We start from the raw sequence: 24,910 nt of genomic DNA on the forward strand, positions 1-24,910 counted from the left end.
AACCGAAGGACTGCCGTAAGGCAGTCCTTTCGGGACACTGATTAATTTACCAATAACTGAATAACCCAGGAGTAAATATGTTTAGGGAAAACAAGGGGTCTGAAGTGAATAAGCTGACAACGCTATTACGCGTATCTGCTGCGGGTGTGATTCCTGCTTTATTAGCCTTCAGCGTAACAGCTGCCAGTGTACCGGCGAATGATGTGATGGAAATCAGTTCAACGGAAGAAGCAGCTACTGTTTCTGCACCGGTAGTACTGACCCATACCGGTACTCAATACGTACCGGTAGCCAGAGTCAGTGAAAATCTGGCTCAGGTGGTGTTCTATCGTCAGCCGGGTGATGCGGATGTGGGCGTATCAAACGTTTATGTCGATCGTGAATTCCAGGGTGCATTAAGAAACGGTGAGTTCACCGTGTTCTGTGTGGAGCCGGGAAAACACATCATCGAAGCCTATGCGGATGATGCACCGAATTATAACGGTAAAGAAACGCCAAAATCGGTCGCTAGATTAAATGGTGGCAAAACTTATTTTATCGAAGCTAACCGCGTACCGGGTGTGGGTACACCAATCGCAGTCACTCGTACCCAGGCCGAAAGCAAACTGTTTGGCTACAAAGGTGGCGCGACCATTAACCGTGCCTCCGCAGTACGCGCCTGTGACTACGTCGGTGGTTCACCGTTAGGCAACGTACTGTTCAGCTTCGCCGGTAAAAACGTATCGGATATTGAAGCGGGCGGTACAGAAATCGTGCAAAACATGGCAAACCACATCAATGGTCTGCCTGCGGGTTCGAGTGTCAACATCGTCGGCCACGCCGACCCGGTGGGTAACCCATCGTTTAACCAGAAGCTGTCAGTACAGCGTGCAGAAACCGTGAAGAAGATGTTGATCTCCTACGGCGTCTCACCATCAGTACTGTCTGTTAGCGGTCAGGGCGCCAACAACCCAACGGTTGACTGCACCGGCCTGCCAAACAACGAACGCAACTTCTGCAACCGTGCTAACCGTCGCGTCGACACCATGATCCAAACCGGCGCAGGTTATTAAGAGTAATGAAGTAAACCAAACCGGTTTGGTACCTGAATTTGTACCAACCGGTTTGATAGTTAGAAAAGAGATTGGTCTTGAATTTATCAAAGCCAATCGGAGGGAGAGGCCGCCGTGGGGGTCGACTTGGCGTAAGCCAACGAAGCGCCCGTAGGCGGGCTAGGCCCGACGCCCACAAGGGTAAAGTACAAATGGTCTTCCGGCCGGGCACAAAGGCGATATAAGCACATTGCTTTTACGGCCGGAATATCCGCGGAAGCTAATAGTAAAAGATGTTAATCGGAGGGTAATGCCCGACGCCCTCCGAATTAAAGTACAACCGGTCTTCCGGCCGAACACAAAGGCGATATAAGCACATTGCCTTTACGGCCGGAATATCCAAAAAAGCTTATTTAATAATATTAAGCAACACATTGAGCTAATGATATGGACAGCGGATTTCCACCATCAAGAAAACCGAAGTCTGCTACCCATATCAAAAAATAGATGAAGCACCAACAACAGGAATAACAATAACTATGAGTCAGGATTTCGCCCCCGCAACGGACGCTCAACAGGACAGCTTACTCTGGTCCGTTCAGTGGCTGGCAGCATATTACAATAAACCGGCCAGTGCCGCGGTACTGTACGCCGGGCTGCCTAAAGAGCCGAAACTAACTTCCCAGCTTGCCCTGCGCATGCTGGACCAGATCGGCATGGGCGTTGCCTGGGTGGAGCGGGATTTAGACCAACTGTTCTCTTACCTGTTCCCGGTGGTGCTTACCCGTAAAGACGGTAGCCACTGTATCGTTACCGAACGCAGCAGCGGTAAAGGTGCCGGTTCATCCTATCGGGTGATCCTGCCGGAAAACGGCGGCGAAGTAACTCTGTCTGCCCGTGCGCTGGAAGAGATGTATTCCGGTTACGCCCTGCTGTGTAACCCTAAACCCAAACTGGATGAACGCAGCAACGACTGCCTGCCGGAACCGAATAAAGAAGGCCACTGGCTGTTCTCCACCCTGTGGCGCTACCGCCACTACTTTGCCAGTGCGGCCCTTGCTGCGCTGTTAGCCAACGTCCTGACGCTGGCCTCCACCTTCTTCACCATGAACGTGTATGACCGGGTGGTACCGACTCAGGCCTATGTGACTTTATGGTCATTAGGTATCGGCGTATTTATCGCCATCATCTTCGAATTTGTCTCAAGGTTAGTAAGATCTCACCTGTTTGATATTGCGGGTAAGAAAGCAGATTTACTGCTGGGAACCATGTTGTTCAGGCAAGTGCTGGGGATCCGCATGGAGAGCAAACCGCAATCCTCTGGTGCCTTTGCTAACCAGTTGCGTGAATTTGAATCGGTGCGCGATTTCGTTACCTCCGCGACGTTATCAACGCTGTCGGATCTGCCGTTCTGTGCGCTGTTCCTGTTTATCATCTATCTGGTAGCCGGTCCGCTGGTGCTGGTTCCGTTGTGTGCGGTGCCGATTATCCTGATTGTCAGCCTGTGCGTGCAGTGGCCGCTGGCAAAAAACATGAAGGAAAACCTGCGGGAAATCTCCCTTAAACAGGGCCTGCTGATTGAAACCATCGACGGGCTGGAATCGCTGAAAGCTGCGCAGGGTGAAGGGGTGATGCAAAAGCGCTGGGAAGACTTCAGTGCGCTGGCAGCGGCCACCTCAATGAAGACTAAAGCGTTATCCAGTACCACCACCACCTTTGTCAGCTTTATGCAACAGCTGACCACGGTGGCCATCGTTATCTGGGGTGTCTATCTCATCCATGCCGGTGAACTGACCATGGGTTCGATGATCGGTGCGGTGATCTTATCGGGTCGTACTCTGTCGCCACTGGGTTCGGTAGTGGGTCTGACCCTGCGTTTCCAGCAGGCGAAAGCCGCGCTGAGTTCACTGAACCAGTTAATGAAAATGCCTACCGAGCGTGACGAGAAAATTCACTATCTGTCGGCTCCTAACTTTACCGGCAACCTGCGTTTAAAGAACGTCAACTTCAGTTACCCGAGCGGCAACATGATGATGAGTGCGCCGGTGGTACTGCAAAAAATCAATATCTCTATCCGTCGGGGTGAGCGGGTGGCGATCCTCGGCAGCATCGGCAGCGGTAAATCTACTTTATTGAAAGTGATGGCACGACTGTTCCAGCCGGGTGGCGGTCAGCTGATGATCGACAACGTGGATGCCACTCAGGTAGACCCGGCAGACTGGCGCACCTCGGTAGGCTATGTGGGGCAGGACAGTCGTCTGTTTTTCGGCACCCTGCGGGAAAACGTCACCATTGGTAATCCATCGGTGGCGACCGAAGAGTTATTACAGGTAGCCCGTATGACCGGCCTGGACAAAGTGGCGATGCGCCACCCGTTAGGCTTTGAAATGCCCATCGGCGAAATGGGACAGGGTATTTCCGGCGGTCAGAAACAGCTGGTATCACTGGCCCGTTGCCTGCTGTTAAAACCCAAAATTCTGCTGATGGATGAACCGACCAGTTCGATGGATGCTATGACCGAATTGCAGTTTATCAATAAGTTAAAAACCTCCATTACTGACCAGACGGTGGTGCTGGTCACTCACCGCTTCTCACTGCTGGAGCTGGTGGACCGGCTGATTGTGCTGGATGAGGGCAAGGTGGTGGCGGACGGACCAAAAGATGAAGTTATCGCCGCTCTTAAAGCTAACGGTAAGGCGCAGTAACCGATGTTTTTAGATGGTGGGTGTAAGAAAATCACCCACTTTCGACAAGGACGTCAGTAATGGATAGCAACAGATGGCGCGGATAGCGCCGGAGAATACGGTTCAATGACAGACAAGATACAAAAAGTGGGTGGTGGATTACCGGCACCAACAGGAAAAGTAAAAAGCAGCGATCTGCCGTTTATGCGTGACCTGCAGGAAGCGCTGATCGAGCAAAAGACGCCGTTCAGCCTGATCATGCTGTATTTAATCGGCGCGATCCTGATTATCGCCCTTGTCTGGGCGAAGTTTGCGCGGGTGGAAGAGATCACCCTGGGAGAAGGGCGGATTATTCCTGCCAGCCGAGAGCAGATTATCCAGAGCCTGGAAGGCGGGATCCTGGAAGAGCTGAACGTGCGTGAAGGGGACATTGTTGAGAAAGGTCAGGTGCTGTTGAAAATTGACCCGACCCGCGCCGGCGCAGTATATCGCGAAGGGGTTTCCAAGGTGATTGGCCTGAAAGGTACCATCACTCGCCTGCGGGCCGAAGCTTACGGTACGCCGCTGGTGTTCCCGGCAGACGTGATGGCGGTGCCGTCAGTGGTGAAAGATGAAACCCAGGCTTATAGCGCCCGCAAGCAGACGCTGGATGAGAGTGTTAAAACGCTGCAAACCAGCCTGAAGCTGGCGGAAGATGAAATCAATCTGTCCGAACCGCTGATGCAAAAGGGGTTAATGTCCGAAGTGGAACTGCTGCGGATGCGCCGTCAGGCTAACGAGTTCCGCCTGCAAATTGCTGAACGTCAGAACCGCTTCCGCTCCGAGGCCAACGCCGAGTTGAACAAATTCGAAAGTGAGCTGGCACAAAGCGTGGAGAACGTAGCGGCCCGGGAAGACGTGATGAACCGGACCACCATCGTGGCCCCGGTACGTGGCACGGTGAATAACATCAAAGTGACCACCGTTGGCGGGGTTATCCAACAGGGCGGTGAGATCATGGCGATTATCCCGCTGGAAGATCAACTGCTGGTGGAAGCGAAGATTAAACCGTCGGATGTGGCATTCCTGCATCCCGGCCTGAAGGCCACGGTCAAAATCACCGCCTATGACTATGCGATATACGGCGGCTTAAGCGGCACGCTGGAGCACATCAGTGCCGATACCCTGAAAGATGAAGACAAGATGCGTCAGGGTCGTGGTGATACCACCTATTACCGGGTGTTAGTGCGTACTGACAAAGCGGCACTGACCGCCAAAGACAAGGTCTTCCCGATTATGCCGGGCATGATAGCCACGGTAGAAATCAGAACGGGAGAGAAAACCATACTGGATTACATCCTGAAACCAGTCTTGAAAGCCAGAGAAGCGTTCCGGGAGCGTTAATAAATATATGAAGATGAAACAACTGGCCCTGCTGACACTCTCCTTATCGGTGACGGTGACAACCGCCATGTCAGCACAGGTGGACGATAAATTATTACAGGCGTTACAGCCGGGGCGTCGTGCGGGTGCGGTCAATCAGCCGCCTCCACCGGCGGTCAAACCGAAAGTGGTTGATATGCCGGTGGCTCAGGCCGAACCGGTAATGATTACGCCAACCCCGGTATCAGCTACACCTGCCCGTGAAGTGACCCCGGCAATTGTTGTGCCCCCTCCTGCACCGGTATCGACCGTGGGTCGTGACGGTAACAGCTGGTCGACAGGCACTAAGCCCGCAGCTGTGCCTGTGTCGACTGCCAGCAGCCATAAAGGCTGGCAGCAGGATGCGCCGACTCAACCCGCTTCTGAACCCGTTCGCCAGCCATCAGGCGATGATAATCAGGTGCTGGAGCTGATGGATATTGACGCCACAGAGACCGCCCCAAAAGCAGTGGCAAACAGCACGCCAGCGCCGGTGGTTGTGGCAGAGCCGCAACCGGTTAGAACCGCACAAAATCCGGCACCGATTGTATCAATAGCAGCACCAATCACTACAGTGGGTCGTGATGGCAAACTCTGGGTAGTAAAAGATACCGGGGCTCAACCCGCTAAAGCCAGTACGCAACCAGACGTAAAACCGTTGATTTCTACGATGGCATCTTCCGATCCTGATGCGCTGGAGTTTACCGCAATTAATGCGCCAGAGACTAACGTTGACACTGTCGCGAGTAGTACTCCTGTTTCAGTGGCAGAGCCAGAACCCAAACGCAGTGCGAAAAATCCGGCTCCGATAGCCTCGATGAGTGGTGTGGCGGTAGCAGAACACAATCTGAAACAAACTGTTGCGGCTGTAGCGGCCGGGCAGCCAGTGAAATCCACAAAGGGTGTGGATTCCCATGATACTGAGCAACTGGCTTTTACCGATATTTCATCGTCAGACGATATACCTGCGGTAACTAAACCGGCATCTGGTAAAGCATTGGTGGATACCCGTCCGGTTACCCGATCCGTGCCGGTCATGCAAACCACAACGGCAAGTGCAGAAACTGCGACTGAACAGGATATTCTGAACTGGGTAGTGACTGATACCTCACTGAGCTCACCGGAAAATGGTCAAAGTGCTGAGAGCAATGTGAAGGCTTCTGGCTATGCCAATAAACTGCCGGTGGCGGGTAAAGGTATTCCATCCATTGAGTTTGTAAAAAGTACCGTACGCCAGGCACTGAACTTTAGTCCGGAAATCCGTAACGCTCAGGCTGCATTTACTGCAGCTAAATATGATGTGGATGAAATTAAAGGTACCCGCTGGCCGCAGGTGAAAGTGGGTGCTAACTCACCAGTATCCAGTTTTGGTAGCGGTTCCAGAAATAATTACTCTTCCGATGTGAGTGATACCAGCGGCTCAGTATCCATGACCACCACGGTGTATGACTTTGGTAAAACCGGCAGCGGTATTCAGAGTGCTGAAGAGACGTCTAAATCGTCCTTACAACTGGTGAAGTTAACCCGCAATCAGATCGCCTATCAAACCATTGAAGGGTTGCTGGAGTTAAATAAATTCCAGAAAGACATCAAAGTGGCAAAAGCTTATGAAAAGCGCATGGCCGATTTGGTAAATATGTTGTCGCAAATCACCCAGACCGATAAAGGCCGGGGCAGTGAACTGGTTCAGGCCCGGTCTAAACTGTTACAGGCCCAGACCAACGTACAGCAACTGGAAAGCAGCTGGCGCGACACCCAAATCAAAATGACCCGTCTGTTAGGGCGCGAAGTTCAGATACCGGAAAACTTACAGTGGGATGATTCTGCACTGTCGACTCAAACCATTTTGACGGCGCTGGACAATCATCCGCAAATAATGAAGGCAAAGGCAGATGTACAGGCCAGCTTGCACAAAGCCGATGCTATCAAGTCATCCAGCTACCCGAATATCAACTGGGTAGTGTCAAAAAGCTCTGCCAGAGACAGCAACGGCGATGAACAGGCCTGGTATACCGGGATCAACGTAGAGTGGGATCTGTTTACCGGTGGTTCGGCCTCGGCATCTCAGGCAGCGGCCGTACAGCGCGCACAAGCGACTCAGATGCAGTTTGAGACAACGGTACTGGAGCTGAAATACAAAATTCGCAGCATGATCCAGGTACGAGACTCCGCCTTTGAACGGGCAAAAGAGTATCAGGCACTGTCATCAGAGACGGATCGGGTGAGGAACATGTTCTATGAACAGTGGTACTACCTGGGTAAGCGTTCATTGCTGGATGTACTGACAGCAGAGAATGACCATTTTAATAACCAAATTTCGGCTATTAACAATGAGTTTGATGGTTATACCGCCAATATCAGCATCATGGCGGAATCAGCAATGTTATTGGGATGGCTGGGAATGCCAGTCTATTAGTGGTTTAAGGTGCTATCGATTACTGGAGCGATAGCACCGATTAGAAGTCAAACCAGCATTAAGTATTGAGTAAGTTCAATGGACTGGTTTTCGTTACTATACGGAGGTTAATAATGAAAAGAGAAATTCCTATTTGTCACCACTGTGGCGAAGCAAATGGCGTTAAGAAGCATGGTATTGCTAAATCTGGCCATCAGCGTTATTACTGTGCGCTGTGTAAGAAGACGTTTCAAACTAACTATATCTATAAGGGTAAAGAGCAGAATATTGCTGCCCAGGTCGAGCGTCTGCTTACTGATGAGCTGACACCTGAACAGATTAGTAATGAGATCAGAGTGCGGCTTTCTACGGTAGAGCAGCATATTAAACATCTGGCTCGGATGTCGAATTGATCGACTAAAATCAATATTTTTTTGCATAATTATTTTGAATAAGGCCACCTAAAGGGTGGCCTTATTTTTTATAAGAATAATGGTTGGCTAACCCTGAACGGCGGAATTAACAACAATAGTTACTTATTCAAATTTTTTATGGTTCATGCTCTTTTATTATACAATAAATACTAACCTAGGTAATAGTTTCTGATTGTTATCACTCTTGTTCCCTACCTATTTTTGATTGATTGCAATTGTGTCTTCAACAATATTTCTCAGATTGAATTTTGTGGCTTAAATCTATGCTTGGTTTTCATTTTTGTTGTTTTTAGTTTTTATTTTCAACATTTTCATTCTATTTTTTTAATGATAATTTTTTCATCTATTTGTTTTAATTGAGTAAAATTTAATATATTTATTATTTTAATTTTTTTAAATATGTTGTTATTGGTATTTTTTATTATTTATTTTTATTTTGTTTTAACGTGAGCTGCCTATTAAAAAGAGTGCTAATTTTATTTTTATATTAATTTAATGCGTTTCTTTGTTGTTATTTTATCTCTTTTTTTGTTATATCTCTTTTTTTTGTTATATCTCTTTTTTTTGTTATATCTCTTTTGTTTTGTCTATTCGCCAGATCAAAATAAGATGATTATTCTTTATTTTGCCTTATTGTTTGGTTTTTAAATCCTTTATCTAACCATAAATAGATAATTCGATCGCGTAAGTATTGTCTTATGGGTTAATATGTTTTCTTAGTCGGATATTGTGACGTAATTGCATCGTTGCGTTCGTCTTTTGAGAAGAGTTCGGTTAAGTGTGCTGTCATATACCTAACAGAATGCTTCTTTCTAGGAATATGTAAGGATAAAGGAGTTATTCTAAATGAATAAGAATGTCAGTTTATTGGTTAATTCAGGAAGTGGTCCTTCCCAGATAGTTTCCCTTGACGCGGGTAAACCCATCAAAATAAAGATCCAACCCGGTACTAAATACCTTCTTAAAAACCAAAATGATAATTTCGCACCTGAAAACGCAACTCTGCAGCGTAATGGTGATGATTTATATGTCATTTTAGAAGGAGATAGCACACCAGCGATAGTTATTGAAGACTATTATATTTCTGGCAATAACACGCCATTGTTGGGTATGGCAGAGGATGGTCAGGTATATGCCTATGTAATCACGGATGGTTCGGGTTTAGGTGATGGCTATCTGTTTAATGATGGTAGTTTTGCCCCTGTTGCGTTAGGTGGAGCTTCGCAAGGGGATGGTTCTTATCTGTTTGCCGAAACTGAAAATGACTATGGTTTATTAGCATTATGGCCATGGTTCTTAGGTGCAGCAGTTATCGGTGGTATTGTTGGCAATGCTATCTATGAGCATAACAAAGATGATAAATCATCTCCGGCTCCAGAGCCTGCCTCTGTACCAACCATTAGCGGCGCAACCGATATCACCGGTACTATCACAGGTGAGATTGCCTATGGTTCTGTTACCGATGAAAAAAATCCAACAATTTATGGGACTGGTGAAGCAGGTAACACCATTACTGTTTATGACAATGGTAAGGCGATCGGTTCTACCGTTGTTGGTAGCGATGGCAAATGGAGCTTTAAACCGGACACTGCGCTGGCTGATGGTTCACATAAAATAACAATTACTCAAACCAATCCAGCAGGTTCAACCAGCGGTCATTCTGATGATCTGACATTTACTGTTGATGCCACTGCACCAAATAAACCGTTGTTTAGCGATATTCTGGATGATGTGGGATCGATTCAGGGGCCAATTGCCAACGGCGCAACCACCGATGATGCTCGTCCTGAGTTCACCGGTAAAGGTGAAGCTGGTAACACCATTACGATTTTCATCGATGGAAAAGAAGTGGGTAAAACCACCATTGGTGAAGATGGTACCTGGAGCTGGACGCCAACCGAAGATCTGGCGGATGGACATTATCAGGTTACCGTTACGGAAACCGACAAAGCTGGTAATACCAGCGAGACCTCTCCAACTTTCGATTTCAATGTTGATACTACCGCGCCAGATAAGCCGCCGCGCCTTGAAGCCTATGATGATGTGGGTGATAAGACCGGGCTTATCGAAAATGGTGATATTACCGACGATGCTCGTCCGGAATTTAAAGGCTGGGGTGAAGCCGGCAACACCATTATTATTTATGACAATAGTGATGGTACCGGCCGCAGCGGAGGCAAAGAGATTGGTCGTGCTACCGTTGGTGATGACGGTACCTGGAGCTGGACGCCAGATTTTGATTTAGCGGATGGTAGCCACAGCATTACTTATACCCAAACGGACAAAGCCGGTAATGTCAGCGAGCCTTCTGACTCCCGTGACTTTATCGTTGATACCGCAGGCGTTAATCCGCCAGACTCTATCACCATCATGGATAATACCGGTGCTATTACGGGACCTATTCAGTCTGGTGATAAAACTGATGAAACCAAGCCAGAATTCTCTGGTAAAGGTACACCTGGCGGCATTATCACTATTTATGATAACAATGAGCCTATCGGTAGCGTCGTTGTTGGTGAAGACGGCAACTGGAGTCTGATCCCGGATGTGGCGCTGGAAGAGGGTAGTCACAGTATTACCACTACTGAAACCAGCAAGTCAGGTAACGAAAGTGACCCTTCTGCTCCTATCGATTTTGTGGTGGATACCACACCTCCTTCCAAACCTGAAATCGGTGGCGTGACGGATAATACCGGTGATGTCACCGGGCCAATCACCTCCGGTGAACCAACGGATGAAACACAGCCGGAGTTTAACGGCGAAGGTGAACCAGGCAGCACCATTGTTATCAAAGACAAAGATGGTGAAATCATCGGTAGTACCATCGTTGACGAAGACGGCAAGTGGACGGTTAAACCAGAACAACCGCTGGAAGAAGGTTCTAACAGCCTGGTGATCACAGAAACCGATACGGCGGGTAATGAAAGCGACCCGTCCGATCCGTTTGAAGTGGTGGTGGATACCACGCCGCCTTCCAAACCTGAAATTGGCGGTGTCACCGATAATACCGGAAATGTGACCGGGCCAATTACCTCTGGTGAGCCAACGGATGAAAAACAGCCGGAGTTCAGTGGCGAAGGCGAGCCGGGCAGCACCATTACCCTGAAAGACGAAGACGGTAACGTGCTGGGCACCGCAACGGTAGATGAAGACGGTAAGTGGACGGTGAAGCCGGAGCAGCCGCTGGAAGAAGGCTCTAACAGTCTGGTGATCACAGAAACCGATACGGCGGGTAATGAAAGCGACCCGTCCGATCCGTTTGAAGTGGTGGTGGATACTATCGCACCTGAGAAACCAACTATTGGTAGCGTGATCGACCATACCGGTACCAATGCTGGCGACGAAATCCAACCTGGTGATGAAACGAATGAAACCCGTCCGGAATTAACCGGCGTTGGTGAACCGGGCAGCACCATTACTCTGAAAGACGAAGATGGCAATGTACTGGGTACCGCGATCGTGGATGAAGGTGGTAACTGGAGCGTCAGACCAGATCTTCCATTGGAAGAGGGTTCTAACAGCCTGGTGATCACGGAAACCGATACGGCGGGTAACGAAAGCGACCCGTCCGATCCGTTTGAAATGGTGGTAGATACCACACCACCGACCAAACCAGGCATTGATAGCGTTATTGACGATCAGGGGAGTGTCACTGGCCCAATCCTTAACGGTAGTCAAACTGACGACACTACACCAACGTTCTCTGGAGAAGGTGAGCCGGGTAATATCATTACGATTACCGACGGCGGTAAAGTTATTGGTAGTACCGTTATTGATGAGAATGGAGCCTGGACGTTTACACCAGAAACTCCGCTGGAAGAAGGTGCGCACAACATTGTTGTGACTGAAACCGATAAAGCGGGTAATACCAGCGATCCTTCGGACAGCTTTGAGTTTGTGGTGGATACCACACCACCGGATGCCAAAGATCTGAAGATTACTGGTGTTGAAGACAACTTCGGTGAAGTGACAGGAAATATCACCAGCGGTAGTGCCACGGATGACAGCCGTCCAACCATTCATGGTACCGGTACGGCAAATGACACTATTATCGTGTATGCGAAAGATGCTACAGGTAATCATGTGATTGGTAGCACCACTGTTGGTGCTGATGGTAAATGGAGTCTGCAACCAACCACGCCATTACTGCCGGGTGAGAATGTCTTTACCGCGGTGGAAGTGGATCCGGTAGGTAACGCAACCAATCCAAGCGATTCCTATACCGTTATGCTGGATCCTTCACGTCCAACTGAAGCGGGTTATCTGGTTCGTATTTATGATGGCGTAACACTGATTGGCTCAGTGACTGCCAACGATAAGGGTGTCTGGACGTTTACTCCGGATACCGCACTGGCAGACGGTAAGCATAATATTACTGCAACCGCTACCAGTCCGGTGGGACAAACCAGCGATAAGACCGGTATCTTCAATTTTGAAGTGGATACCAAAGCACCTAACTCGGTTGAAAACCTGCAAGTCTTCGATAACGTCGGCGATAAGCAGGGCTATATTCTGGATGGTGATACCACCGATGATGCTACTCCAACCTTCAGCGGCAAAGCAGAAGCGGAAAGCACGGTAACCATCTATGACAATGGCAATGCGATTGGTACCGCTAAAGTAGACAGCAATGGTAACTGGTCGTTTACTCCGGACAGCAAACTGCCGGATGGTGAACATATCTTTACCACCAGCGTCACCGATAAAGCCGGTAACACCAACACAGATAGCCCGTCTCTGACTATCACTATCGATACAACTGGTGTTGTGGTCAGTATTAGTGCGCTAATTGATGATGTGGGCGATAAGCAGGGCAATATCACACCAAATGGTGTGACCGACGATACTAAGCCGGAAATTATCGGTGAAGGTAAACCGGGTAGCACCGTAACTATCTATGATGGTTCAGTGAAGCTGGGTGAAACTACGGTCAAAGCCAATGGCACCTGGAGCTTTACACCAACGACTCCACTGAAAGAAGGCTCACACAGTATTACCGTGATTGCCAAAGATCAGGCGGGTAACTCCAGCGATCGCAGTTCAGCGTTTGAATTTACCGTCGATACCACTGCGCCAAATATGCCAACTATTGAATCCGCACAGGACGACGTGGGTAGCAAGCAGGATACTCTGCACAGCGGCGATAAGACCGATGACTCCACGCCAACCCTGACCGGTACTGCCGAGAAGGGTAGTGTGGTGAACGTTTATGGTAATGGTGCGCTGTTAGGTTCGACCATTGCTGACAGCACCACCGGTAAGTGGACATTCACACCACCAACGCCAGTAGCAGAAGGTGAGAACAAGTTCCATGTAACGGCAACTGACGCAGCTGGCAACGTGAGTAAGCCATCAGCCGACTTTGTGCTGACCATGGACTTCACCGGCCCGGATATTGACGCACTGAAGATCACCGAAGTGATTGATAACGTCGGTAAGGTCACCGGTAACGTTGAATCCGGTAAAGAGACCGACGATAACCGTCCAACCATTAAAGGGGAAGGCACGTCCGGTGACACCATCTTTGTGTATGTGAAAGATGACTTAGGCGAGCGCCTGCTGGGTACCGCGACAGTGGATACCAACGGCAAGTGGAGCCTGCGTCCGGATACGGTACTGAACTCCGGTAAGAACGTGTTTACCGCAGAAGAAATGGATCCGGTGGGCAACAAAGTCGGTCGCAGTAATGAGTACGATGTGACGCTGGAGAGTACGCCACCGTCACCACCAACCATCGATCGGGTGGAAGATAACGTTGGCTCTATCACCGGTGCGCTGCAAAAAGGTGACGTGACCGATGATAACACCCCAACCCTGAAAGGGACGGCGGTGGCCAACGGTATCGTGACCATCTACAACAACGGCAACGTGATTGGCTCTGCGCAGGTGGATGACAAAGGGGCATGGCAGTTCACGCCAAATCCGGCGCTGAAGGACGGTTTCTACAATCTGACGGCTGATGCTACTGACCCTGTAGGCCGGGTCAGTGATAAGACCGGTATCTTCAACTTTGAAGTGGATACCACTAAACCGGATGCGGCGCAGGATCTGAAGATCACCGATAACGAAGGGGATTATCAGGGCCTGCTGTACGATCGCGACACTACCGATGACTCCACGCCAACCTTCAGCGGTAAAGCGGAAGTGGGCAGTGTGGTGACCATCTATAACGACGGTACCGCCATTGGTTCGGTTAAGGTTGCCGATAACGGTAGCTGGACCTTTACCCCAAGCGATCGCCTGCCGGACGGTGACTACAAGTTCACCACCACGGTGACCGATAAAGCGGGTAACGTCAGCGATGCCAGCCCGACAGTGAATATCACTATCGACACCTCCAAAGTACCGGTCAGCATTGACCGCCTGTACGACGATCAGGGGGATATCACCGGCAATATCGAGCCAAATGGTGTGACCGACGATACCCGTCCGGAAATCTTCGGTAGCGGTAAAGCCGGCAGTGTGATTACTGTCTATGACGGCGCCACTGAGCTGGGCAGCACCACCGTGAAGGCGGATGGTAGCTGGAGCTTTACGCCAAATGGTGATTTAGGTCAGGGTAAACACAGCATTACCGTTATCTCGAAAGAGCCGTCCGGTAATGTGGAAGGCCCAACGGCGGCGTTTGAGTTTAATGTAGACTCCGTAGCGCCTGGCCGTCCGACCATTGACTCGGCCCTTGATGATATGGGTGCCATTCAGGATCCGCTGTATCACAACAGCGCCACCGATGACCCGACACCAACCCTGATGGGTAAAGCGGAAAACGGCAGCATCGTTAAGATCTACGTGGACGGTGCCCTGCTGGGCAGCGCGGTAGCAGACAGCACCACCGGTGCCTGGAGTTACACGCCAACGTCGGCACAGACCGAAGGCAAACATACCTTCTACGTCACTGCGACGGATAAAGCGGGCAACGTCAGCCAGCCATCGGCCGACTTTGTGCTGACCATGGACTTCACCGGTCCGGATCCGGATGCGCTGAAGATCACCGAAGTGATTGATAACGTCGGTAAGGTCACCGGTAACGTTGAATCCGGTAAAGAGACCGACGATACCCGTCCAACCATTAAAGGGGAAGGCACGTCCGGTGATACCATCTTTGTGTATGTGAAAGATGACTTAGGCGAGCGCCTGCTGGGTACCGCGACAGTGGATACCAACGGCAAGTGGAGCCTGCGTCCGGATACGGTGCTGAACTCCGGTAAGAACGTGTTTACCGCCGTAGAAATGGATCCGGTGGGTAACAAAGTCGGTCCAAGCAATGAGTACGACGTGACGCTGGAAACCACACCACCGTCACCACCAACCATCGATCGGGTGGAAGATAACGTTGGCTCTATCACCGGTGCGCTGCAAAAAGGCGATGTGACCGATGATAACACCCCAACCCTGAAGGGAACGGCGGTGGCCAACGGTATCGTGACCATCTACAACGACGGTAACGTGATTGGCTCTGCACAGGTGGATGACAAAGGGGCGTGGCAGTTCACGCCAAATCCGGCGCTGAAGGACGGTTTCTACAACCTGACGGCTGATGCCACCAACCCGATTGGTCAGGTCAGTGATAAGACCGGTATCTTCAACTTTGAAGTGGATACCACCAAGCCGGGTGCGGTACAGGATCTGAAGATCACCGATAACGAAGGGGATTATCAGGGCCTGCTGTACGATCGCGACACCACCGATGACTCCACGCCAACCTTCAGCGGTAAAGCGGAAGTGGGCAGTGTGGTGACCATCTATAACGACGGTACCGCCATTGGTTCGGTTAAGGTTGCCGATAACGGTAGCTGGACCTTTACCCCAAGCGATCGCCTGCCGGACGGTGACTACAAGTTCACCACCACGGTGACCGATAAAGCGGGTAACGTCAGCGATGCCAGCCCGACAGTGAATATCACTATTGATACTTCCAGCGTACCGGTCAGCATTGACCGTCTGTACGACGATCAGGGGGATATCACCGGCAACATCGAGCCAAATGGTGTGACCGACGATGCCCGTCCGGAAATCTTCGGTAAGGGTAAAGCCGGCAGTATCATCACCATCTTTGATGGTGCCACTGAGCTGGGCAGCACTACCGTTAAGCCAGATGGTAGCTGGAGCTTTACGCCAAGTGGCGATTTAGGTCAGGGTAAACACAGCATTACCGCGGTGTCGAAAGAGCCATCTGGTAACGTGGAAGGCCCAACGGCAGCGTTTGAGTTTAGCGTGGATACCGTGGCACCGGCTCGTCCGACCATTGAATCGGCCATTGATGACGTAGGAGCCATTCAGGATCCGTTGTATCACAACAGCGCCACCGATGATCCGACGCCAACTCTGATGGGTAAAGCGGAAAACGGCAGCATCGTTAAGATCTACGTGGACGGCGCCCTGCTGGGTAGTGCGGTAGCAGACAGTACCACCGGTGCCTGGAGCTACACGCCAACCTCGGCACAGACTGAAGGCAAGCATACCTTCTATGCAACCTCTACTGATGCAGCAGGCAACGTCAGCCAGCCATCCACTGACTTTGTGTTGACCATGGATTTCACCGGTCCGGATATTGATGCGCTGAAAATTGTTGGCGTAGACGATCAGGTCGGTGATTACAAAGGCAACATTAAAGACGGTGAATATACCGACGATACCCGTCCAACCATTAAAGGCGAGGGTACCGCAGGCGACACTATCTTTGTTTATGTAGAAGATGGTGCAGGTAAACGCGAACTGGGTACGGCTAAAGTTGACATTAATGGTAAGTGGGAACTGCGTCCATCTCAGGCTCTGTCTACCGGTGATAACGTATTTACCGCCGTAGAAATGGATCCAGTAGGTAATAAGGTCGGTCCAAGCGATTCGTACAAAGTTATTGTTGATAGCACCGTACTGTTAGCACCAGTACTGGTAACGGTTCTGGACGATCAAGGGCCAATTACCGGCGAACTGAAGAGTGGTGATGTTACCGATGACGCCAAACCGGTGTTTGAAGGTACAGCAGCAGCCGACAGTATTGTTAAGATGTATGACGGAACCACTCTGTTAGGCAGCGCGAAGGCCGACTCTCTGGGTAATTGGACAATTACACCAGATCAGCCTCTGAAAGATGGCTCTACTTACAACATCACGTTCACTGCGACTTCAACCATTGGTCAGGTGAGCGATCCAAGTGATGTATTTGTAGTGACTGTGGATACCACGCCACCTTCACCGGTTACAGACCTGAAGATCACCGATAACGAAGGAGATTATCAGGGCTTACTTTACGATCGTGATACTACTGATGACGCTACTCCAACCTTTAGTGGTCAGGCGGAGCCGAACAGTATTGTCACTATCTACAACGATGGTGTTGCTATTGGTTCTGCTACCGTTACCGCCGGTGGAACCTGGACATTTACTCCAACTACCGAGTTACCGGATGGTAAATACAAGTTCACCACCACGGTAACCGATAAGGCGGGGAATATTAGTGATGCTACTTCTGAAATTAATATCACTATTGATACCAGTACGTTGTCCGTCACGATCGAAAAACTGATTGATGATGTTGGTACCATCACTGGTGATGTTCTGACGGGTGAAATTACTGACGACCTGCGTCCTGAGATTGTGGGTACTGGCAGTAAACCAGGCAGCATTATCACAATCTTTATTGATGGTGTGAATCAGGGTACTGCGACGGTGAAAGCCGATGGCTCCTGGAGCTTTATCCCAGCTACTGATTTAGGTCAGGGTGTACATAAAGTTACGATTACCGGTAAAGATGCATCTGGCAACGTAACGCCGGTTAGTCCGGAGTTTATCTTCACTATTGATAACATTCCGCCAGCCGCACCAACCATTGAAAAAGCCGTGGATGACTTCGGTACTATCACTGGCGACCTGAAAACCGGCGATAAGACCGACGATAACACGCCAACCCTGCACGGTAACGCTGAGAAGGGCAGCATCATCACCATCTATGATGAGAATGATAAACCGCTGGGCAGTGTGGTCGCTAACGATCTGGGTAAATGGGTGTATGAGCTACCACCGCAGGCAGATGGCCGCCATGACTACTATGTCATCGCGTCTGATGAAGCGGGTAACCAGAGCACACCAACGCCTGACTTTACGCTGACTATTGATACTCAGGGACCAACAGGTGGCGAACTGAAGATCGACAAGGCCGTCGATAACGTTGGCATCATCACCGGTGATCTGAAGTCTGGCGAAGGTACTGACGATAACCGTCCGGAACTGACAGGTACCGGTCATGAAATCGGCAATACCATTATTATCTATGCAGAAGGTGAAGATGGTATTAAACGTCAGGTAGGTAGTACCACTGTCGGAGCCAATAACATCTGGACTCACGAACTGGTTCAGTCCAGTGCGTTGGCTGACGGCACCTACAAATTTACCGTGGTTGAAGTGGATGCTGTAGGTAATACCGCCGGACCAAGTCCTGAATTTATCATTACGATAGATACGTCAGTATCGGATGCGAAAATCACCATTACTGATATTTCTGATGATAGCGGAAGCTCTAACACTGACTTTATCACCAACGACAACACCCTGTTGATCAACGGTACTCTGGATAAAGCGCTGTTGGCAGATGAATGGGTAAAAATCAGCCTGGATGGTGGTAATACCTGGACTCGTGCAGCGTCGGTAACCGGTACTAACTGGACCGTTGACCTGCAAGGTACGGTGCTGGCTGATGGTAAATACACTATCCAGGCTCGCGTAGTGGATGATGTGGGCAACATTGGTAATAAAGACTCTCATGACATGACTATCGTTACGGTAGGTCGTGATATGGAAGGTCTGAATACCACAATCAATATCACTACTGATACCAACCATGGTCTGGTGAGTGGCGATCTGTTTAGCCAAAGTGCTACCTCAACTAACACTGATATGGTTACCCGTGACCGCAACGTCACTATCGGTGGAACCCTGACGGCTGCACTGAAAACGGGTGAGCTGCTGCAAATCTCACTGGATAACGGTGCTACATGGCATAACGTTGCGATGGCTGGTAACAGCTGGAGCTACGTGTTACCAGAAGTTTCTGCTGATACGGTTTATAACGCTAAGCTACAGGTAATTGATAACGTTGGTAACGTGGGTATCAATACCGCGTTCACTAACGATTATAAAGTGACCATTGACCTGACAGTACCAGATAGCATTCAGGATGCACCGGATGTTAACAAGATTGTCAGCACTCAGGATGACTTCAACTTCGACAGCAGCCGTTACGGCCGGGTAGAAGCAGGAGCTATCGTGTCACTGATCAGCGATGTGAACGGCAACGGTACCTATCAGGAAGGTCTGGATCAGGTGCTGGGCTTCGCTGTCGCAGATGGAAATGGCAACTGGACGCTGAATACCAAATTACCAGCAGGTGCACATAACCTGGCATTTATGGTATGGGATGAAGCGGGTAACCACTCAAGCCTGGGTGGTGTTACCAGCGTGGGGGTTACTGATGGTGCCGGTTCTACGTTAATTGAGCAAAGCTGGGGGGGAACCGTCAGCCCGGGACGTGGATTAAACTCTGCGGCGGTAACCATTAGCCAGGATGGTACCTGGTCATTCTTCCAGGCGGCGGCAGGAACTTCTGGCTCTACTACGGCGAACGCCGGACGGGTTTATACCGCAACCGACCGTGAAAACTATGAGTCTACTTACCTGGCACAACCAAGTAACGTTACTGATGGCAGCTATGATCGCTACATTAACTCAGCGGTATTTGCCGATATCAACCGTGATGGCTATACCGACGTAATGTCACAGGTGAGTTCTTATGGTAACGGTGGTCGTACCGCTTACTGGCTGCAAAATGCGGACGGCAGCTTTACGGCGAATGCAGTAGACCAGGGAACATTAAACCATCTGGGTGGTGTAGTCGCCTATGACCGTCACGGTGATGGATATCTGGACTTTGTACTGGCTGACTCTGAGGCTGACTCCATTTCGTTTATGAAGAACGAAGGTGGCGTGCTGAGCTATGAGAAAGTCTCCGGGTTCGATAATGGTCATCCGGGCGGCGCTATACCAGGCAACCTGAGTGTGATGCACGAAGTCGGTGCGGTAGATATCGATAACAACGGTACCATCGATATCACGGCGCACATTGACTACAACGGTGCGGGTAGCTACGTAGGTAACACTTCGCGCGGTCTGGGAATTCTGTATAACCAGACAACGGGTTCTTCAAAAACCAATTTCGGCTCCGTCGGCTATTACGCCAACGTGTTCAGAAATGACGGTCACGAAGACTACGGTAACCTGTCCATCTCTATGACCTACGCGGATTACAACGGCGATGGCTGGTTGGATCTGTTCCTGAGCCGTGGTTCGAAGAACAGTGCTAACAGTAATGAAAGCCGTATCTATCTGAACGATGGTACCGGCAAGCTGTTAGCTTCTGATAATCAGGCCTTGTGGTTTGGTGACAGCCTCGACGGCGGTACCTCACTGGCGGTGGACTGGAACCATGACGGTAAAGTCGACATCATCGAAGTACCTCGCTCAGGGGTGAATGATAGTCCGGTGCTGTATACCAATACCGGCACTGACACCTGGGGTGCCAATGCCATCAGTCTGACGGGTACCCAGAAGTTCAACAATCTGACTGGTGCTATCGCGCTTGACTACGACTGGGATGGTTCGATGGACCTGGTGTTGTACCGTGGTGGTACAACAGCCAACGTGGTGAAAGGTGACAGTGCGGCTCCAACCCTGCTGGTGAAAAACACCAATATTGCGGCGGATGGTACCAGCCTGCAGATCCGTATTGTTGACGGTGAAGGCATCAATACCTTCTACAGTAACACCGTCAAACTGTACAACTCTGCCGGTGAGCTGGTGGCTACACAGCTGATTAACCCGCAGGCATCCGGCTCCAGTAACAGTATGGGTCTGGTGAGCTTCTTCGGATTAGATCCAAATGAAGTGTACTCGGTGCAATTGCTGCGTATTACCAACGGTGTTGAAAACCATGTTGGTGCTACCTCCACTATCGGCGGCTATACCAACGGTACAGTGAATGAGACCTGGGGTGGCCTGACTACCAGTAAGGCTCATGACGCCTATGTATTAACGGCAGAAAATACCAATGATGCCATCAATACCACAGGTGCCAGCGGTATTACCGGTACCGGTTATAACGATACCTTCTTCAGTTCAGCAGGAAATGATACCTACACCGGTGGTGGCGGTTGGAACCTGATTATGAACGGCGAAGCGGTATGGAGTGAAACGGAAGGTCTGGATATTGTTGACTATAGCCGTGCTACTTCAGGAGTAACCGCTAACCTGAGAACGGGTACAGCAACCGGACACGGTAACGATACGCTGGTGAGCATTGAAGGCTTAATCGGTAGTGCTTACAACGATACTTTCACTGACAGTGCAGCCAACAACCAGTTTGAAGGCGGCGCAGGTGATGACACCTTCAACCTGTATAACGGCGGTAACGACAAGCTGATATACCGGGTAGTCGCTGGTAAAGAAGGTGACGCAGCGGGTGGTACCGGTCATGACACGATATTTGGCTTTAAGGTCGGTGACCTGCGGACAGATAAGAACGCAGACCTGATCGACCTGAGCGATCTGCTGAACTACTCCGGCCCAATCTCCTACTACATGGACGAAGGCAAGATGACTCTGGATTACGCATCACGCGGCGTTCTGGATTATCTGAAGGTGGAGTTCAACGGTAGCGATACGGTTATCAGCATTGACCGTGATGGTAAAGGTGGAGCCTATGGCTTCCAGGAGTTAATCACATTGAAAGGTGTGAATACCGACCTGGAGACCTTGCTGGTCAACAACCAAATCGAAGTGGGTGATGACAATATTGTGGCTAAGACGGCAACGACCGAGTCTCTGCTATCGATTACTCAGATGTTTACCGGTGGTGACGACATTATGTTCGGTACCGATAAGGCAGACGTTCTGATGGGTGGTCTGGGTGACGATACCTTTATTGGCATCGGCAAAGACGACAAGGTCATGGGCGGTGAAGGCAACGACACCATCAGCATTATCTCTACAGACTTCGCTTCAATCTCTGGTGATGAGGGTATCGACACCCTGATTCTGGATATGTCGGGCGAACTGCTAGACCTGAGTGCGCTGAAAGACAAACTGAGCTCAGTGGAAATCTTCGATATGGGTAATGGTAATAACACCATGAACGTATCGCTGGAAGATGTCCTGCGCCTGGGATCAGAAGAACTGGCAATTAACAGTGGTAACAAAGCGATCGTGGTTAACGGCGAAGCTGGTAGCACCCTGCAGTTAGAAGGTGCTCGGGTTCTCCGTCAGGTGAGTTTACGGTGATTGTGGATTATGACCTCCACATTCATCCACCGTTGCCGGAAGAGCCGTCAGTGCCGACCATCGATTCTGTATCTGCTGATTTCCGTGGCGATCTGACTAACGGTACCGCCATTAATAATGGTTCACCGACGCTGAAGGGCACTGCAGAGCAGGGCAGCGTGGTGAACATTTTTGATAATGGCACCCTTCTGGGCTCGACCATGGCTGACAGTGAGGGTAAGTGGAGCTTTACCCCGGCAACCGAACTGCCGGAAGGCGAACATGCCTTTACCGCGGCGGGCAATACGGGTTCTCCGTCAGGTGAGTTTACGGTGATTGTGGATTATGACCTCCACATTCATCCACCGCTGCCGGAAGAGCCGTCAGTGCCGACCATCGATTCTGTATCTGCTGATTTCCGTGGCGATCTGACTAACGGTACTGCCATCAATAATGGCACACCAACGCTGAAGGGCACCGCAGAGCAGGGCAGCGTGGTGAACATTTTTGATAATGGCATCCTTCTGGGCTCGACCATGGCTGACAGTGAGGGTAAGTGGAGCTTTACCCCGGCAACCGAACTGCCGGAAGGTGAGCACGCCTTTACCGCGGCGGGCAATACGGGTTCTCCGTCAGGTGAGTTTACGGTGATTGTGGATTATGACCTCCACATTCATCCACCGTTGCCGGAAGAGCCGTCAGTGCCGACCATCGATTCTGTATCTGCTGATTTCCGTGGCGATCTGACTAACGGTACCGCCATTAATAATGGTTCACCGACGCTGAAGGGCACCGCAGAGCAGGGCAGCGTGGTGAACATTTTTGATAATGGCACCCTTCTGGGCTCAACCATGGCCGACAGCGACGGTAAGTGGAGCTTTACGCCGGCAACCGAACTGCCGGAAGGTGAACATGCCTTTACCGCGGCGGGCAATACAGGTTCTCCGTCAGGTGAGTTTACGGTGATTGTGGATTATGACCTCCACATTCATCCACCGCTGCCGGAAGAGCCGTCAGTGCCGACCATCGATTCTGTATCTGCTGATTTCCGTGGCGATCTGACGACTAGCGGTGCCGCCATCAATAATGGTACAGCAACGCTGAAGGGCACCGCAGAACAGGGCAGTGTGGTGAACATTTTTGATAATGGCATCCTTCTGGGCTCGACCATGGCTGACAGTGAGGGTAAGTGGAGCTTTACGCCGGCAACCGAACTGCCGGAAGGTGAGCATGCCTTTACCGCGGCGGGCAATACAGGTTCTCCGTCAGGTGAGTTTATGGTGATTGTGGATCACGATCTCTATATTCATCCACCAATGCCAGAAGAGCCACCGGTTCCACCAACGATTGATGTGGTGATTAATGACGCTCAGGAAGTGGTGAACAATGGCGGCGTCAGTGATGACTTTACGCCAACGCTGCTTGGTAAAGGCGGGCTGGGAGATATCATCCATGTGTACGATCGTGGTGTTCTGCTGGGTAGCGCAGTCGTTAATGATGATTATAACTGGAGCTTTACCCCTGAGTTGCCATTATCCGATGGGAATCATGTTTTCTTTGTTACCGCAACGAATGCTGAGGAAGAGGTAAGTCAGCCATCAGCTGATTATGTGGTTATCCTCGATTATACGGCTTCTTATCCGGAGCTGGTGATTACTGAAGTACTTGATCAAGTTGGTGCTGTCACCGGTAGTCTTAGTATTGGTGATATGACGGATGATAATCGTCCGGTTATTAAAGGTACTGGTACCGTTGGCGATATGGTTATTGTCTATACAACCGATCAGCATGAACTGGGAAGAACTATGGTTGATGCTGATGGCTCATGGAGCTTGCGTCCGGTAAATCCACTACCAGAGGGTGACAATGCGCTGACGGCTGTCGGGGTGAATGCGGATGGTGATATGACTATGCCAACGCCACCATTCACGATTATTATCTCATGTGGTATGCCTTTATTCACTGCACAGATTGAAAGCGTATTGGATGATGTGGGCGCGCAACAAGGGATGCTACAAAAAGGTGATATTACCGATGACAGCCTTCCAACGCTGAAGGGTGTTGCCAATAGTGGCAACGTTGTTTCTCTGTATGACCATGATGTATTAATTGGTTCAACGCAGGCTGATGCAAGCGGTAAGTGGTCATTTACGCCAATATATGTATTGGCAGATGGTGAACACAAGATTACGGTTATTGCGAAAGATATGCATGGCAATGTCAGCGATCCATCCGGCGTGTTTAACTTCACCGTTGATACAACGGCTGATGCCGGAGAGGGCGTAATGACCGTTGCTCTGGGTGATGTTCTGCGTGTTGGTTCGGATGAGTTAACGTTTGCTGCTGATAGCGAGAAAGAAAGCGCGCTACAGACAGAGAATGGCGTGCAGAATCATTATCAATCGGAAGGCAGCAGTTATAACGTCTGGACCATGGGAGCTTCAACTGTTGAGGTTCCGCTTGAGAATGTGGTGAACCCTGTCATTCTGTAATTGACTAACCAGATAACGCGATCGTCGTTCAGCGATCGTTAAGACAAAAAACGACCTGCTTTCAGGTCGTTTTTTTATGGCCTTAAATCTTCAGTTCAACCAATAGAGCCTGGTACTCAAGCATTCGCATGCTTGAGTTTCAATTAGATATGGTTACACATCACGT

The 24,910-nt window shown here is 50.1% G+C and carries 7 protein-coding genes; all 7 read left to right on the forward strand.

Annotated elements, in window-relative coordinates; all coding sequences use genetic code 11:
• Positions 1-77 precede the first annotated feature (77 nt).
• The 7 genes from EKN56_RS00060 to EKN56_RS00090 all read left to right on the forward strand — a co-directional run bounded on the left by EKN56_RS00060 (position 78) and on the right by EKN56_RS00090 (position 24,744).
• Positions 78-1,052: an OmpA family protein gene (locus EKN56_RS00060; RefSeq protein WP_130589942.1), complete on the forward strand. Its 975-nt coding sequence runs from the start codon at positions 78-80 to the stop codon at positions 1,050-1,052.
• Between the two features lie 518 nt (positions 1,053-1,570).
• Positions 1,571-3,736, forward strand: a complete 2,166-nt coding sequence (locus tag EKN56_RS00065) for a type I secretion system permease/ATPase (protein ID WP_130589943.1) — start codon at positions 1,571-1,573, stop codon at positions 3,734-3,736.
• A 105-nt stretch (positions 3,737-3,841) separates the two neighbouring features.
• Positions 3,842-5,098, forward strand: a complete 1,257-nt coding sequence (locus EKN56_RS00070; protein WP_130589944.1) for an HlyD family type I secretion periplasmic adaptor subunit — start codon at positions 3,842-3,844, stop codon at positions 5,096-5,098.
• A 7-nt stretch (positions 5,099-5,105) separates the two neighbouring features.
• Positions 5,106-7,532: a TolC family protein gene (locus EKN56_RS00075; RefSeq protein ID WP_130589945.1), complete on the forward strand. Its 2,427-nt coding sequence runs from the start codon at positions 5,106-5,108 to the stop codon at positions 7,530-7,532.
• A gap of 113 nt (positions 7,533-7,645) precedes the next feature.
• On the forward strand, positions 7,646-7,924 hold the full coding sequence (locus EKN56_RS00080; protein WP_130589946.1) for an IS1 family transposase: 279 nt from the start codon (positions 7,646-7,648) through the stop codon (positions 7,922-7,924).
• Positions 7,925-8,791: 867 nt separating this feature from the next.
• Positions 8,792-22,273: an Ig-like domain-containing protein gene (locus tag EKN56_RS00085; protein WP_130589947.1), complete on the forward strand. Its 13,482-nt coding sequence runs from the start codon at positions 8,792-8,794 to the stop codon at positions 22,271-22,273.
• Positions 22,270-24,744 (forward strand): Ig-like domain-containing protein, encoded by a 2,475-nt coding sequence (locus EKN56_RS00090; protein WP_130589948.1) that lies wholly within the window; start codon positions 22,270-22,272, stop codon positions 24,742-24,744. Before EKN56_RS00085 ends, EKN56_RS00090 begins: the two co-directional genes overlap by 4 nt.
• Positions 24,745-24,910 lie beyond the last annotated feature (166 nt).

This window comes from Limnobaculum zhutongyuii (assembly GCF_004295645.1).
Classification (GTDB): domain Bacteria; phylum Pseudomonadota; class Gammaproteobacteria; order Enterobacterales; family Enterobacteriaceae; genus Limnobaculum; species Limnobaculum zhutongyuii.